Origin of the sequence: Actinomyces ruminis (assembly GCF_002154335.2) — a bacterium.
GTDB classification, from domain to species: domain Bacteria; phylum Actinomycetota; class Actinomycetes; order Actinomycetales; family Actinomycetaceae; genus Actinomyces; species Actinomyces ruminis.
The window spans coordinates 1-14,365 of the sequence record NZ_MTPX02000056.1; the positions used below are offsets into that span (position 1 = coordinate 1).

Consider the following 14,365-nt stretch of genomic DNA (forward strand, 5'->3'; position numbering starts at 1 on the left):
CTTCGCCGTCCCCCCGGCCCGAGGCCAAGGCCCCCCCGGCACCTGGCCGACCTGGACCTGGCCGGCCGCAAGCAGGCCCTGCGGGAGGCCGGCCTGCCCGCCTTCCGCGCCGACCAGCTTTCGCGCCACTACTTCACCCACTTCACCCGCGACCCGGCGGACATGACCGACCTGCCCGCCGCTCAGCGCGAGCAGCTGTGCGCCGAGCTGCTGCCCGACCTGATTCACGAGGTGCGGGCCCTGCGTGCCGACGGCGGCCGCACCATTAAGCACCTGTGGGAGCTGCACGACGGCGTGCGCGTGGAGTCCGTGCTCATGCGCTACCGGGACCGCACCACGTTGTGCGTCTCCTCCCAGGCCGGCTGTGGCATGGCCTGCCCCTTCTGCGCCACCGGCAGATGGGACTGACCCGGAATCTGACCACCGGGGAGATCGTGGAGCAGATCCGTCACGCCGCCGCCCTGTCCCAGGCGGGCGGCCTGGCCGGCGGGCCCGCCCGCCTGTCAAACGTCGTGTTCATGGGCATGGGCGAGCCCATGGTCAACTACAAGAACGTGGTGGCGGCGCTGCACCGGATCATCGACCCCGCCCCAGAGGGCTTCGGGCTGTCCGCTCGCGGCATCACCGTCTCCACCGTGGGCCTGGTACCGCTGATCCGCAAGCTCGCCGGCGAGGGCCTGCCGGTCACCCTGGCCGTGTCCCTGCACGCCCCCGACGACGAGCTGCGCGACGGCCTCATCCCCGTGAACTCCAAGTGGAAGGTCGGGCAGCTGCTGGACGCCGCCCACGACTACTTCGAGGCCACGGGCCGACGCGTATCCATCGAGTACGCCCTGATCAAGGACATGAACGACCACGCCTGGCGCGCCCAGCTCCTCGCCGACGAGCTGAACCGCCGCGGCCACGGCTGGGCCCACGTCAACCCCATTCCCCTGAACCCCACCCCCGGCTCCATCTGGACCTGCTCCGAACCGGAGGTCCAAGATCGTTTCGTCGACACGCTCCGGCGCGCCGGCATCACCACCACGGTGCGAGATACTCGTGGCAGCGACATTGACGGCGCCTGCGGCCAGTTGGCCACCGAGGTGCTCAACCAGGAAAGGGCGGCGCACACGCGATGAGCGACATGTTCCCCAAGGTCGGCATGCTTAAACAGGGCTACCGCGTCGAGCAGGTGGACGGCTACTTCGAGACCGCCCACGAGATCTACGACGCCGGCGAACTGGCCGAGATGGACTCCGAGGGGGTGCGCACCGTCGCCTTCGACATCGTCCACGGCGGCTACCGGCCCGACGCCGTCGACGCCGCCCTGGACCGGCTCGAGGCCGCCTTCTTGCAGCGCCGCCGCGCCGAGTACGTGGCCACCAACGGCCGCAAGGCCTGGATGGACCAGGTGGCACAGCTGGCCACCACCCTGTATCCGCGGCTGCTGCGCCCGGCCGGTGAGCGCTTCGCCCCCGCCGCCCGCCGAGGGTACGCCAAGGATGCCGTCGACGCCCTCATGGACCGCATCGCCGCCTACTTCGACTCCGACGGCGCCCTGACCTCCACCCAGGTGCGTGCCGCCGTCTTCCCCGCCGCCCGCGGGGACAAGGCCTATGACGAGGCCAGCGTCGACCGCTTCCTCGCCCGGACCGTCGAGGTCCTGCTGTCGGTGGAGTGAGGCGCGGCATGACCGCAACCGCTTCGGGTGACCTCGCGCGCGCCTGGTACTGCTCGGCTCCACCGGTTCCATCGGCACCCAGGCCCTCGACGTCGTCAACCACCTGGCCGCCCACTCCGGCACCCCGGGTGAGCCCGGCCGGGTCCTGGCGCCGCGCGTGGCCGGGCTCGCCGCCGGTGGCAGCCGCCTGGAACTGCTCGCCGAGCAGGCCGTCGCCCACGCCGTGCCCCGCCTGGCCGTCTCCGACTCCGGCGTCGACGTCGTACCCCGCTGCGCGCCGCCCTCGCCGACGCCGCCGCCCGGGCGGGCCGCACGGACCCCGTCACCGAGATCCTGACCGGTCCTGACGCCGCCGCTGAGCTGATTGCGGCCGCCGGCGTGGGGGAGCAGGACGTGGTCCTCAACGGCATCACCGGCTCGGTGGGGCTGACCCCCACCCTCGCGGCCCTCGCCGCGGGAGCCACGCTGGCGCTGGCCAACAAGGAGTCTCTGGTGGTCGGCGGCGCCCTGGTCAAGCGGGCCCTGCGCCGCCCCGGACAGGTGGTGCCCGTCGACTCCGAGCACTCGGCCATCGCCCAGGCGCTGCGCTCCGGGGTGCACGAGAAGGGTCTGACCAGCCCCGTCGTCAGCGGCCGCAGCGAGGTGCGCCGCCTGATCCTGACCGCCTCCGGCGGTCCCTTCCGCGGCCGCGGCCGCGCCGAACTCGCGGACGTCACCGCCGCCCAGGCGCTGGCCCACCCCACCTGGGCGATGGGACCCGTGGTCACCGTCAACTCCTCCACCCTGGTCAACAAGGGCCTGGAGCTGATCGAGGCGCACCTGCTGTTCGACGTCGACCCCGTCGACATCACCGTCGCGGTGCACCCCCAGTCCGTGGTGCACTCCATGGTCGAGTTCATCGACGGCGCCACCATCGCCCAGGCCTCCCCGCCGGACATGCGCCTGCCCATCGCCCTGGGGCTGACCTGGCCCCGCCGCCCCGACCTGGCCGGGCTGGTGACCCCGCAGGCGTGGGACGTGCCCACCGCCTGGACCTATGAGCCGCTGGACGCCTACACCTTCCCGGCCGTGGACCTCGCCCGCGGAGCCGTGGCCGCCTCGCCCACGCACCCGGCCGTCTTCAACGCCGCCAACGAGCAGGCCGTCGCCGCCTTCCTGGACGGGCGCCTGCGCTGGCTGGACATCGTCGCCATCGACGCCGCGGTGCTGGAGGCCCACGCCGGGCAGACCGACCCCGGCCTCGACGACGTGCTGGCCGCCGACGCCTGGGCACGCGCCCGCGCCGACGAGCTGATCGCCGCCCGTACCCGCTGACCAGGAGGCCCCTTGAGCCACACCCTCGCCTACATCCTGGGCATTGTCATCCTCATCATCGGCATCGGCCTGTCCGTCGCCCTGCACGAGCTGGGCCACATGCTGCCCGCCAAGCGCTTCGGGGTGAAGGTGCCCGAGTACTTCATCGGCTTCGGCCCCAAGCTGTGGTCTACTCGCCGCGGCGAGACCGAGTACGGCATCAAGGCCATCTGGCTGGGCGGCTACGTGCGTCTGTTGGGCATGCTGCCGCCGGCCCGTCCCGGCCGCCCGGACAAGCCCGGTTCCATGATCGCCGAGGCCCGTGCGGAGTCCCTGGACGAGCTCGGCGCCGACGAGCAGGACCGCGCCTTCTACCGCCTGAGCGTCCCCAAGAAGCTGCTGGTCATGGCCGGCGGCATCCTGACCAACCTGGCCCTGGGCGTCATCTGCCTGACCGTCGCCCTGGGCGTGGTCGGCCAGCCCGCCTACACCGCCACCCTCGCCTCGGTGGCCGAATGCGTCTCGTCCGACATCGACGCCGGCGCCGCCTGCACCGACGCTGACCCCGCCTCCCCGGCTGCCGTCGCCGGCCTGCAGGCCGGCGACACGATCATCTCCTGGGACGGCGAATCCACCGCCACCTGGGCGGACGTGCAGGCGGCCATCGCCGCGGCCGGCACCGCGCCGGCCGCCGTCGTCGTGGAGCGCGGCGGGCAGGAACTGACCCTGACCGTCACCGCGGTCGAGGTGCCCCGCACCGTCTACGACGCCGATGGCAACGCGCTCGTCGACTCCGACGGCGAGACGGTCACGCAGCAGCGCCCGTATGTGGGCATCGGCCCCGCCCTGGGAACCGTGCGCACCCCGGCCGGCGAGATCCCCCAGGTGGTGGGCGACGCCGTCGGGCAGACCCTGAAGGCGATCGTGACCCTGCCGGCGGGCCTGTACCACGCGGCCGCCGCCGGACTGGGCCTAGAGGAGCGCAACGCCGAAGGCCTGGTCAGCCTGGTCGGAGTGGGACGCATCGCCGGGGAAGTCACCAGCGCCGGCACCGGCACGGACGTGGGCCTGCCCTTCTCCGTGCGTCTGTTCTCCATGCTGAGCCTGCTCGGATCACTGAACCTGGCCCTGTTCGCCTTCAACCTCATCCCGCTGCTGCCGCTGGACGGCGGGCACGTCGCCGGCGCCTGCTGGGAGGGCATCCGCCGCCTGTGGGCCCGCGCCCACGGCAACCCCGACCCCGGCTACGCCGACACCGCCCGGATGCTGCCGGTCGGGCAGGTCGTCTTCTACCTGCTAATCCTCATGGCCGTGCTGCTCATTTGGGTCGACATCGTCGCTCCCATCTGACCGGCCAGGGGGAGGTAAATCGCAGCCGATGTGAGCCCGCCCCCACCGCGGTCGGCGGCGCCCGGTGCCATACTGGGAAGCGTGACAGAAGCGATCGCCCTAGCATGCCAACCGTGCGCGAGGAGCCCCCGGTGCTGGCGCCGCGCAAGCCCACCCGCAAGATTCGTGTCGGTGACGTGGAGGTCGGCGGCGGAGCCCCCATCTCCGTGCAGTCCATGACCACCACCAAGACCCACGACGTGGGCGCCACCCTGCAGCAGATCGCGGAACTGACCGCAGCCGGCTGTGACATCGTGCGGGTCGCCTGTCCCACGGACAAGGACGCCGAGGCCCTGCCGATCATCGCCAAGCAGTCGCGCATCCCCGTCATCGCCGACATCCACTTCAACCCCAAGTACGTCTTCGCTGCCATTGAGGCCGGCTGCGGGGCCGTGCGCGTCAACCCCGGCAACATCCGCAAGTTCGACGACAAGGTGGCCGATATCTGCAAGGCCGCCACCGACCACGGCACCTCCTTGCGCATCGGCGTCAACGCCGGCTCCCTGGACCCGCGCCTGCTGAAGAAGTACGGCAAGGCCACCCCCGAGGCGCTGGTGGAGTCCGCCGTGTGGGAGGCGAGCCTGTTCGAGGAGTGCGGCTTCCACGACTTCAAGATCTCCGTCAAGCACCACGACGTGGTCACCATGGTGCAGGCCTACCAGCTGCTCAGCGAGCGGGGGGACTGGCCGCTGCACCTGGGTGTGACCGAGGCCGGCCCCGCCTTCCAGGGCACCATCAAGTCCTGCGCCGCCTTCGGCATCCTGCTGGCCCAGGGCATCGGCGACACCATCCGCGTGTCCCTGTCCGCCCCGCCCGTGGAGGAGGTCAAGGTCGGCACCAAGCTGCTGGAGTTCATGGGCCTGCGTGAGCGCAAGCTGGAGATCGTCTCCTGCCCGTCGTGCGGGCGAGCCCAGGTGGACGTGTGGTCGCTGGCCGAATCCGTGGAGGCGGGGCTGAAGGACGTCTCCGCCCCGCTACGCGTGGCCGTGATGGGCTGCGTCGTCAACGGTCCGGGCGAGGCCCGGGAGGCCGACCTCGGCTGCGCCTCGGGCAACGGCAAGGGCCAGATCTTCGTGCGCGGCAAGGTCGTCAAGACCGTCCCCGAGGACCAGGTGGTCGAGACCCTGTTGGACTACGCCCAGGACATGGCCGAGCAGATGCGCGCCGAGTTCGGCGAGAAGGCCCTGGCCGGCACCTCGCCGAGCGTGGTCGCCAGCGCCTGAACCACCGGCCCCCGCGCCCCGTAGCCGCCCGTATCTGCGTGAACCTGTTCGGCCATCGGCCACCGCCGCCGCTCACCCCGATCGACCCGACCCAGCTGGACGGGCTGCTTGCGCTGTGCGCCATCGACCCGGTCGCCGGCGCCGCCCTGGCCCACCAGGTGCTGCGCTGGTCCAGTTGGGCGCGGGGCGACGTCGTGGTTGCCGCTGATCCGCGGCGGCCGGTGGCCGGCGCCTGGGCCACCGGCTCGCTCATGCCCTTTGGCCTGGCCGCTCGGCCGGAGCTGGGACACCCGGGGGCCGGGGACGAGGTGGCTCGCGCGCTCGCGGATCACGCCTACCGGCGCCTTACTCGCCGCGGTTCGGTGTCCGGACCGGTGGCGGATGTTGCCGCCGTCTGGGAGCACCTGGCGGCGGCCGGCATGCGCTCGCGGGAGGAGCGCTGGGAGCAGCCCCTGCTGGTGGCACCGCGGAGAACGGGCGGGACGTTGGTGACCGACGCCCTGGCGCGACGCCCGGGACTGGCCTGGGTGGCCGCGGGGGTGCACCGGGCGACGCCCGCCGAGGAGGCGCTGGTGCTGCCGGCGAGCGTGGCCATGTTCACCGGCGAACTTGGCTACGACCCGACCGCCTCGGGGTCCTCCTACGCCCGGCACGTCGGCTGGCTGGTGGACTCCGGGCGCAGCTACGTGCTGCTCGACGACGGCGCCGGCGGCCCGGTCGCGCCGGATGCGGCTGCCCGCGGTGGGGCCGCCGTGGCCTTCAAGACCGACGTGGGCTCCCTGTGGCTGCGGCCGGGCGGGGCGGTTGCACAGTTGACCGGCGTGTGGACCCGCCCGGACCTGCGCGGGCGCGGCATCGGCACGGTGGCGCTGGCGGCGGCGGTGGACGCGGTGCGCCGCGACCACGTCGGCGCCGACGGGGCGGTGAGCCTGTACGTCAACTCCTTCAACACCGCCGGCCTGGGCCTGTACGGCGGTCTGGGCTTTGAGCGCGTGGGAACCTTCGCCACCGTGCTGCTGTGAGTGAGAGCGGGCGCGTGCGTGCAAGCAACGGCTCTTCGTGTTTAAGGGTGTTTGGGCGTACATGGTGGACCGCGGTGGACCAGGCCCGGCGCTATGCGTGTTCGGGCGCGACGGTTCGTGCGCTGCGTGACGGTTCGCACCTTGGCCTGACGGTTCGTGTGTTCTGGTCGACGATTCGGCACTTGTGGCGACGGTTCGCACGGTAGGTGTACGAATCGTCGTCGTTCATGCCGAATCGTCGGTGCTGCCTGACGAACCGTCGCAGGAACATACGAACCGTCCCACCCAGGGAGGCGCATCGGCGTACGCCCCCAGGCACCGGCGCCCGACAACGACCTCATTGGCCCGACGTCGTCCTGTGTTCGGCGAGAACGTCCTGTTTCGCCCCAAACCCTCCACATTCGAGAGGGTTTGGGGGCGATGAGGACGTTTTCGGCAGGCGGGAGGTGGCCGAACACGACCTCGCCAACCCGAACACGTCCTCATCAGCCCGACAACGACCTCCCGAACACGACTTTGTCAGATCGACGTCGTCCTCCCGCTCCCGAACACGACCACCACGCAGCATCCCCGGGGCCGAACCGCCATACTCCAAACCGGGAGAGCCGGATATGGAGCTCCTCCTCTCCTCAGCTAGCCGTTTGATCTGGCCGCGTGTGGCGGGTGGCGGATCGACGGTGGTGTGTATGAGTGCGTGATGCAGTGATGTGCTATGAAGTGCACCAGGTACCTGGTGCACTTCATAGTGCGCGTCGTCGTCACTGGTCATCCAGCAAGGCGCGTAGCCGCCGGGTGTAATCAGCGAAGGCGGTGCGGCCGCGCGGGGTGAGTGAGACATAGGTGGCAGGTGTACGCCCGGAGAAGGTCTTGTTCTGCTCCACGTACCCGGCTTCCTCTAACCTGGTCAAGTGGGTTGACAGGTTACCCGCCGTCATTCCCAGCAACCCGCGCAGACGGGGGAAGACCAGCGCGTCACCCCGCGGGACGGCGGCCAGGGTGGCCATGATCCGCAGTCGGGACTGGGCGTGAATGATCGGGTCGAGTGGTTCAGGGGAAGGGCTCATCGGTATCAGCCTTCATCCGTGCGGTCTGGCGTCGGGCCTGTAGCGCCGTGACCGCTCCGGCGACCAGCATGCCGCCGCCGCCGGCCAGGGCCATGATCGCCCACAGCGCGTTTCCCCCGACGATGGTGGCCGCCATGGTGACCGCCAGGATCCAGCCGCCGGTGACGGCCATGGAGGTCTCCTCCCAGATCGCCGCCCCGGCCAGGAACAGCACCCCGACCACTAGACAGGGCAGGGCATTGGCCATGATCGATCCCATGTTCGCCGCCTGTGCAGTGTCCAAGTCGTTGAAGAAGGCACCCAGCCGCGCGGAGGTCGTGAAACTCAGAGTCATGCCGCCCGCCCAGGCCAGCCCGTACATTGTGCCGATCCACGAGGTGCGTCCACGCAGACCATGTGAGCGCCGGACGATGTAGACACAGGTGAAGACGGCCGCGGCCGCCAGGCAGCTCAGAAAGACCAGAAGGGCGCTCGGCTCTAGTGCATAGTCTGGGCCTACAGCGAGGCCGCAGGTGCCGTAGCCGATCAGCCAGGCCAGGCCCCAGGCGATGTAGAACGGTGCGGAGTGGACTTCGACGTGTCGCAGGTAGGCGGATTGCTGCTCGCCGATGGCGGCGAGCGCGGCTGCCGGTTCGAGTTCGACCTCGTCGTTGGCGGGGAGGGGATGCGGGCTCATAGCAACTCCTAATGCTCGTCAAAGTGGTTTGCTCGGCAAACTCACGTGTCTCAGTGTACTCAAACTAGTTTGTATTGCAAACTTAGCTCGGCCGGTCCGCCTTCGACTATGCCCGGCGCCGACACCGCGTAAGATCGCCCCGTGCTTCAGACCATGTCCCAGGCCTTCATCCGAACTCTGCGCGAGGACCCCGCCGACGCCGAGGTCGCCAGCCACAAGCTGCTAGTGCGCGCCGGCTACATCCGCCGCGCCGCGCCCGGCGTCTACACCTGGCTGCCACTGGGGCTGCGCACCCTGCGCAAGATCGAAGCGATCGTTCGCGAGGAGATGGACACCATCTCCCAGGAGGTGCTCTTCCCCGCACTGCTGCCGGCCGAGCCCTACAAGGCCACCGGACGCTGGGACGACTACGGGCCCACCCTGTTCAAGCTGACCGACCGCAAGGACGCGGACTACCTGCTGGCACCCACCCACGAGGAGATGTTTACCCTACTGGTGAAGGACCTGTACTCCTCCTACAAGGACCTGCCGGTCTCCATCTACCAGATCCAGACCAAGTACCGCGACGAGGCCCGCCCGCGCGCCGGCGTCATCCGCGGTCGCGAGTTCGTCATGAAGGACTCCTACTCCTTCGACATCGACGACGCCGGGCTGGAGGCCTCCTACCAGGCGCACCGCGCCGTCTACCAGCGCATCTTCCAGCGCCTGGGCCTGGAGTACGTGATCGTCAACGCCATGAGCGGTGCCATGGGCGGCTCCCACTCCGAGGAGTTCCTGCACCCCTCACCCATTGGCGAGGACACCTTCGTGCGCACCGACGGCGGCTATGCGGCCAACGCGGAGGCCGTCACCACGCCCGTGCCTGCGGACGTGGACGCCTCCGGAGTCGGCCCCGCCCGGGAGGTGGACACCCCCGACGCCCCCACCATCGAGACCCTGGTTGACTTCGTCAACGCCGAGTACCCGCGCTCCGATGGGCGCGCCTGGACGGCCGCGGACACGCTCAAGAACGTCGTCGTCGCCCTCACCCACCCCGGTGGGGAGCGCGAGCTGCTGGTGGTGGGCATCCCCGGCGACCGCGACGTCGACATGCGGCGCCTGGAGGCCGCCGTCGCCCCTGCCGAGGTGGAGATGGCCACCGATGCCGACTTCGCCGCCCACCCCGAGCTGGTGCGCGGATACATCGGCCCGGCGGCGATCGGCCCCAACTCGCCTGCCCGCCGTGCGGAGCGGGACGCGGACGGCAATGAAGTGCCCACCGGCTCGGTGCGCTACCTGCTGGATCCGCGGGTGGTGCCCGGCACCGCCTGGGTTACCGGCGCCAACGCCCCCCAGCGGCACGTGCTCGACCTGGTGGCCGGCCGCGACTTCACCGCCGACGGCACCATCGAGGCCGCCGAGATCCGCGAGGGCGACCCCGCCCCCGACGGCTCGGGCCCCCTGCACCTGGCCCGCGGCATCGAGCTCGGACACATCTTCGCCCTGGGCCGCAAGTACGCGCGCGCCCTGGACCTGACCGTGCTGGACGAGAACGGCAAGTCCCGCATCGTCACCATGGGCTCCTACGGCATCGGCGTCACCCGCGCCCTGGCCGCCCTGGCCGAGTCGAACCACGACGAGCAGGGCCTGGCCTGGCCGATCCAGGTGGCCCCCTACCAGGTGCAGGTGCTGGCCACCGGCAAGGACGACGCCGTCTTCGAGGCTGCCGCCGATCTGGCCGGTGCGCTGGACGAGGCCGGCGTGGAGGTCCTGTACGACGACCGCCGCAAGGTCAGCGCTGGCGTGAAGTTCAAGGATGCCGAACTGCTCGGCATGCCCTACATCGTGGTGGTCGGCCGCGACCTGGCCAAGGAAGGCACCGTGGAGATCCGCGACCGCCGCAGCGGCGAGCGCACCTCCGTGCCGGTGGCGCAGGCCGCCGAGCGCGTGCGCGAACTCGTGCAGGCGGCGCTGGCGGGGGAAGATGCCGCGCGAGAGTAGCGGCGTGACCGGATGTACCTGGCAGTGCCGCGCACCCTGGGACGATCCCGGCAGGTGGTAACAGCCTTCGTCGACTCCTGGAGCATGCAGGTCGGCACCTGTCGTCTGCGTCTGGTGCGTGAAGAGCGGGATCTGCGGGTCCTGGTTGCGGCGCGGAGACCACTGGGAGCCGGTGAACTGATGCATGTCACGCGTGAACGAGCCTGGATCGACTCCCGCCACCTCAGGCGGCGTAACCGGGCAGCGGATCGTCCGCGGCAGCGCCCCACGCGCGGGCACGCAGGGCCGCGTACAAGGCCGCGTCGATCGCGGTGCCGGTGGTCTCGCCGCCCGCAGCAGCGACCTGCACCAACTCCGTCTCCTCCACCCGCAGCCACACCTGCCGCGCCCAGGTGACGTCAAGAGAGGTGGCCGAGTCCGCGGGCTCGGTCGGGGCGGCGTAGGCGGCAGCCGGGTGTCCTCACCGCCCAGCGCCACCGATGCGCTGATAATCGCCTTGGTGTAGGCCACGTCCGCGACGGCGCGGGTGCGGGCCTCGTCCGTCGAGCGCGCGGCCACCTCCTCCAACGCGTAGCGGGCCGCGTCATAGACGGCCAGCAGCTCGCCGGGCAGTGCCTCCGTCATGGCGGAGACGCTGCGGCCATCCACCTCCACCGCGTCCTTGCTGAGGGTGCGTGCCTGAAGCGACCACGCCACCGCCAGGGCGGCGTACAGGCGAGCCGTCGCGGCATCCTCGCAGGCGGCCGCCGCCTCACGCGCCTGCCCCATCCCTCGGCCAGGGCGGAGACCAGATCATCGACGTCGACATCCGCGGCGGCCGACGGAGCCGGGGAGACCGTCTGATAGGTGGTGGGCACCGGGGTCGCCCACGGGTCCCATACCCCGCCCAGGGCCTCCAGTTGGGTTCGGGCGGCGGCGGCGATCGCCTCCGCCTGGGTGGACTGCTGCGCATCCGAGCGGGCAACCACCTGCGCGGTCGAAGCGATCAGCGTCGCCTGCCGGGCCAGCGCGTCCCGCACCGCCTCGGACGCAGGCACCGTCGGCAACGAGGCGGGCGACCCCTCGCCCCAGCGCACCCCGCAGGCGGTGGTGACGGTCACCGCCGCCGCCAGCGCGCCGGCACGGCGTAGCAACAGCCGACGGGGGAGCGGCCCCACCGGGGACGATCCGGGCCGGTATGAGCCGTCGTCGCCGGCGGCGCGGCGTGGGGAAGGCGCTACAGAATCGGTGGCAGGCGTCGGTGTCACCTGGTCATCCTCCCACGGGCGGGTAGCATGGTGGCGATCAACCGATCCGACTTGAAGAACTCAGACACAATCAGCCCCACCGGGCCCATAACGGGAGGAACCTCCACATGACCGACGCCTCCGCCCGGAGCCAGGAGCAAAGCCTGCACCAGCTACTCGCCCCCGTCGTCGAGCAGACCGGACTTTTCCTGGAGGACGTGCGCCTGGCGCGGGCCGGCAAGTACACCACGCTGCGCGTGATCATTGACCTTTCCGACGGCCCCGGCGACCTCGACCTGGACACCCTCGGAGAGGCCACCCGCGCGATTTCCGATGCCGTCGACGCCGCGGACCCGGTGGCCGGCCAGTACACCCTGGAGGTGTCCACCCCCGGCGCCGAGCGGGAGCTGCACACGCCCCGCCACTTCCGCCGCGCCGTCGGCCACCGCGTGGTAATCACCACCGCCGACGAACAGACCCTGGAGGGCGAGGTCACCGCCGCCGACGCCGACACCGTCACCCTCACCATCCACGACGCGCCCCGCACCATCGCGCTCGCGGACATCACCGCCGCCCGCATGGTCGTGAGCCTGTAGACGGCCCAGATTCGCACCGCCGCCTCGCCCAGACCCAGCCGGCGGCGCCGACCGCCCCAGACGAGACAAAGGAATTAGGAATCATGGACATCAACATGCCGGAGCTGCGCGGTGCAGCCGACGAGTTGGGCATCGACCTGGACAATCTGCTGCCCGCCATTGAGGACGCCATCCTGGGCGCCTACAGCAAGGTTCCCGGCGCCATCCGCGGCGCCCACGTGGAGATCGACCGCAAGACCGGGCACATGACCGTGCTCGCCCCGGAGGTCGACGAGAATGACGAGCCCACCGGCGAGTTTTTTGACGACACTCCCGACGACTTCGGACGCATCGCTCAGGCCACCGCCCGTTCGGTGATTGTGCAGCGCATCCAGGACCGCCGTGACTTCGAGGTCCTGGGCGCCTTCAAGGACAAGGCCGGTGAGCTCATCTCCGGCACCGTCCAGCAGGGACGCGACCCGCGCCTGGTGTACGTGCGCCTGGACGACGAGCACGAGGGCATCATGCCGCCGCATGAGCAGGTGCCCGGCGAGCACTACCGCCACGGCGACCGCATCCGCGCCTACGTCACCGAGGTGTCCCGCGGGCCCAAGGGCGCCCAGATCATCCTCTCGCGTACCCACCCGGGCCTGGTGCGAGGCCTGTTTGAGCGTGAGGTCCCGGAGATCGCCTCCGGCGACGTGCAGATCGTCTCGGTTGCTCGCGAGGCCGGGCACCGCACCAAGGTCGCGGTCAGCACGCGCGTGCGCGGCGTGAACGCCAAGGGTGCCTGCATCGGCCCCATGGGGCAGCGCGTGCGCGCGGTAATGGCCGAGCTGGGCGGTGAGAAGATCGACATCGTCGACTACTCCGAGGACCCGGCCCGCTTTGTCGCCAATGCCCTGTCTCCCGCGCGCGTCTCCTCCGTCACCGTGCTCGACGCCGAGGAGCGCTCCGCCCGCGCCATCGTCCCCGACTTCCAGCTGTCACTGGCGATCGGCAAGGAGGGACAGAACGCCCGTCTGGCGGCCCGGCTGACGGGCTGGAAGATCGACATTCACGCCGACACCGAGTCCGGCGAGGTCGCTCCCGGCCACGGTTCTCGCGCCGACGACGTGACTGGTCCCTCAGCGCCCGGCGCTGAGGACTAGCGTCCAATCCGGTTACACTTGTTATCGGCCTGCCTACGGGCAAGCGCCGGGCTCCGGTTCGGTGCTCCGTGGCGGGTAGTCGACAGCGAGCGGAAGGACGCGGCCAGCCGGTGGTCAACACCCCCCACGTGCCCGAACGCACCTGCATCGGCTGCCGCGGCAAGGCCCCCAGGGCGCAGTTGCTGCGCCTGACCCTGACGGACAGCGGCGAGCTGGCCGTTGACGCCCGAGCTGTCATGCTCGGGCGCGGCGCCTGGATCCACCCGGATCCGGAATGCGTCGATCTCGCCGAGCGCAGGCGCGCCTTTGCGCGTGCCCTGCACACGAGCGGGTCACCCGATGTGGCCCGCGTGCGCGACTGGATCAGCCTTCACAGGGCGGGTCGCGGCCGCGCCCACACGCCATCCCCGACCGGGGACGGCACGACCGATAGCAAAGGCGGGTAGGAAGCTGATGGGCACCCGATGAGTACCCGGCGATGAGCTGCCTCTACTAACGCCCACCCTGTTCGGGGTGGGTAACCGGACAGGAGAAAAGTGGCAAAACCACGCGTTCACGAGCTCGCGAAGGAGCTCGACCCCACTGGCAAGAAGATCACCTCCAAGGTAATTCTGGCCTGGCTCAAGGATCAGGGAGAGTTCGTCAAGGCGGCGTCCTCTACCGTTGAGCCCCCCGTCGCGCGCCGGGTCCGCGAGCATTTCGCCGTACAGAGTGGCGAGACCAAGGCCCCCAAGCCGGCGGCATCCAAGGCAACGGCATCGGCCCCCAAGCCGGCGGCACCCAAGCCGACCGGACCGAAGCCGACGGCGGCCGCACCCAAGCCGACCGCCGCGCCGAAGCCGGCAGCGCCCACACCGAAGGCGTCGGCTTCGGCCCCCCAAGCCGGTGGCGCCCAAGCCCGCGCATCCGGCTCCCGGGCCTCGGTCTGCGCACCCGACGTCGACCCCGGGCGCCGAAGGCACCGCCCGTCCGGCCGCCTCGCGCCGGGACCTCGCCCGAGCGCGCCCACGCCCGGACCCCGTCCCGGTGGTCCGCGTCCGGGCAACAACCCGTACGCCACCTCCCAGGGTATGCCGCGTCCCGGCGGCTCCCGAGGTCGTCGG

Annotated in this window: 13 protein-coding genes and 2 pseudogenes; 11 read left to right on the forward strand and 4 right to left on the reverse strand. The window is 70.8% G+C overall.

The annotated features are described in order from the left end of the window. The 6 genes and pseudogenes from rlmN to BW737_RS10750 form a co-directional block, all read left to right on the forward strand. Window positions 1–1,121, forward strand: a pseudogene (gene rlmN, locus BW737_RS10725) (dual-specificity RNA methyltransferase RlmN); the annotation flags it as partial. Next, on the forward strand, window positions 1,118–1,663 hold the full coding sequence (locus BW737_RS10730) for a DivIVA domain-containing protein (protein WP_086615938.1): 546 nt from the start codon (window positions 1,118–1,120) through the stop codon (window positions 1,661–1,663). The pseudogene rlmN and the gene BW737_RS10730, both read left to right, overlap by 4 nt. 43 nt (window positions 1,664–1,706) lie before the next feature. Then, window positions 1,707–2,977: pseudogene (dxr, locus tag BW737_RS10735) on the forward strand (1-deoxy-D-xylulose-5-phosphate reductoisomerase). 12 nt (window positions 2,978–2,989) lie between these two features. After that, on the forward strand, window positions 2,990–4,306 hold the full coding sequence (locus BW737_RS10740; protein WP_086615939.1) for a M50 family metallopeptidase: 1,317 nt from the start codon (window positions 2,990–2,992) through the stop codon (window positions 4,304–4,306). Between the two features lie 113 nt (window positions 4,307–4,419). Then, window positions 4,420–5,568, forward strand: a complete 1,149-nt coding sequence (gene ispG, locus BW737_RS10745) for a flavodoxin-dependent (E)-4-hydroxy-3-methylbut-2-enyl-diphosphate synthase (RefSeq protein ID WP_099330376.1) — start codon at window positions 4,420–4,422, stop codon at window positions 5,566–5,568. A gap of 38 nt (window positions 5,569–5,606) precedes the next feature. Beyond that, window positions 5,607–6,590, forward strand: a complete 984-nt coding sequence (locus BW737_RS10750) for a GNAT family N-acetyltransferase (RefSeq protein ID WP_180272195.1) — start codon at window positions 5,607–5,609, stop codon at window positions 6,588–6,590. 758 nt (window positions 6,591–7,348) lie between these two features. Here the strand turns inward: BW737_RS10750 and BW737_RS10755 are convergent. Both BW737_RS10755 and BW737_RS10760 read right to left on the reverse strand, forming a co-directional pair. Beyond that, entirely contained in the window at window positions 7,349–7,654 is a 306-nt protein-coding gene (locus tag BW737_RS10755) for a winged helix-turn-helix domain-containing protein (protein ID WP_086615941.1), read from the reverse strand. Beyond that, window positions 7,638–8,330 carry a hypothetical protein gene (locus BW737_RS10760; protein ID WP_086615942.1) on the reverse strand — a complete coding sequence of 231 codons (693 nt, stop codon included), beginning with the start codon at window positions 8,328–8,330 and terminating at the stop codon, window positions 7,638–7,640. The genes BW737_RS10755 and BW737_RS10760 overlap by 17 nt, the downstream gene beginning before the upstream one ends. Window positions 8,331–8,471: 141 nt before the next feature. On the opposite strand from BW737_RS10760, the gene BW737_RS10765 reads away from it, so the two are divergent. Beyond that, window positions 8,472–10,310, forward strand: a complete 1,839-nt coding sequence (locus tag BW737_RS10765; protein ID WP_086615943.1) for a proline--tRNA ligase — start codon at window positions 8,472–8,474, stop codon at window positions 10,308–10,310. A gap of 223 nt (window positions 10,311–10,533) precedes the next feature. Here the strand turns inward: BW737_RS10765 and BW737_RS18490 are convergent, their stop codons facing one another. Further along, window positions 10,534–10,689 (reverse strand): hypothetical protein, encoded by a 156-nt coding sequence (locus tag BW737_RS18490; protein WP_257210735.1) that lies wholly within the window; start codon window positions 10,687–10,689, stop codon window positions 10,534–10,536. Between the two features lie 241 nt (window positions 10,690–10,930). Continuing rightward, window positions 10,931–11,557, reverse strand: a complete 627-nt coding sequence (locus BW737_RS18495; RefSeq protein ID WP_257210736.1) for a hypothetical protein — start codon at window positions 11,555–11,557, stop codon at window positions 10,931–10,933. Between the two features lie 107 nt (window positions 11,558–11,664). Here BW737_RS18495 and BW737_RS10775 point away from each other — a divergent pair, with 107 nt between their 5' ends. The 4 genes from BW737_RS10775 to BW737_RS20020 all read left to right on the forward strand — a co-directional run. Continuing rightward, complete coding sequence (locus BW737_RS10775) at window positions 11,665–12,132, forward strand: ribosome maturation factor RimP (RefSeq protein ID WP_086615944.1); 468 nt, start codon at window positions 11,665–11,667, stop codon at window positions 12,130–12,132. 83 nt (window positions 12,133–12,215) lie between these two features. Beyond that, on the forward strand, window positions 12,216–13,262 hold the full coding sequence (nusA, locus tag BW737_RS10780) for a transcription termination factor NusA (protein WP_086615945.1): 1,047 nt from the start codon (window positions 12,216–12,218) through the stop codon (window positions 13,260–13,262). Between the two features lie 110 nt (window positions 13,263–13,372). After that, the gene (locus tag BW737_RS10785) at window positions 13,373–13,708 is read left to right on the forward strand and encodes a YlxR family protein (protein WP_086615946.1); all 336 of its coding nucleotides are present in this window, start codon (window positions 13,373–13,375) and stop codon (window positions 13,706–13,708) included. 90 nt (window positions 13,709–13,798) lie between these two features. After that, window positions 13,799–14,365, forward strand: a 567-nt coding sequence (locus BW737_RS20020) for a translation initiation factor IF-2 N-terminal domain-containing protein (protein WP_180272196.1), incomplete at its 3' end; no start/stop codon positions are given.

Coding starts and splice junctions, on each gene's coding strand:
- nusA (WP_086615945.1), top strand. CDS start 12,216: ATGGACATCAACATGCCGGAGCTGCGCGGTGCAGCCGACGAGTTGGGC.
- BW737_RS10760 (WP_086615942.1), bottom strand. CDS start 8,330: ATGAGCCCGCATCCCCTCCCCGCCAACGACGAGGTCGAACTCGAACCG.
- BW737_RS10730 (WP_086615938.1), top strand. CDS start 1,118: ATGAGCGACATGTTCCCCAAGGTCGGCATGCTTAAACAGGGCTACCGC.
- BW737_RS10755 (WP_086615941.1), bottom strand. CDS start 7,654: ATGAGCCCTTCCCCTGAACCACTCGACCCGATCATTCACGCCCAGTCC.
- BW737_RS10775 (WP_086615944.1), top strand. CDS start 11,665: ATGACCGACGCCTCCGCCCGGAGCCAGGAGCAAAGCCTGCACCAGCTA.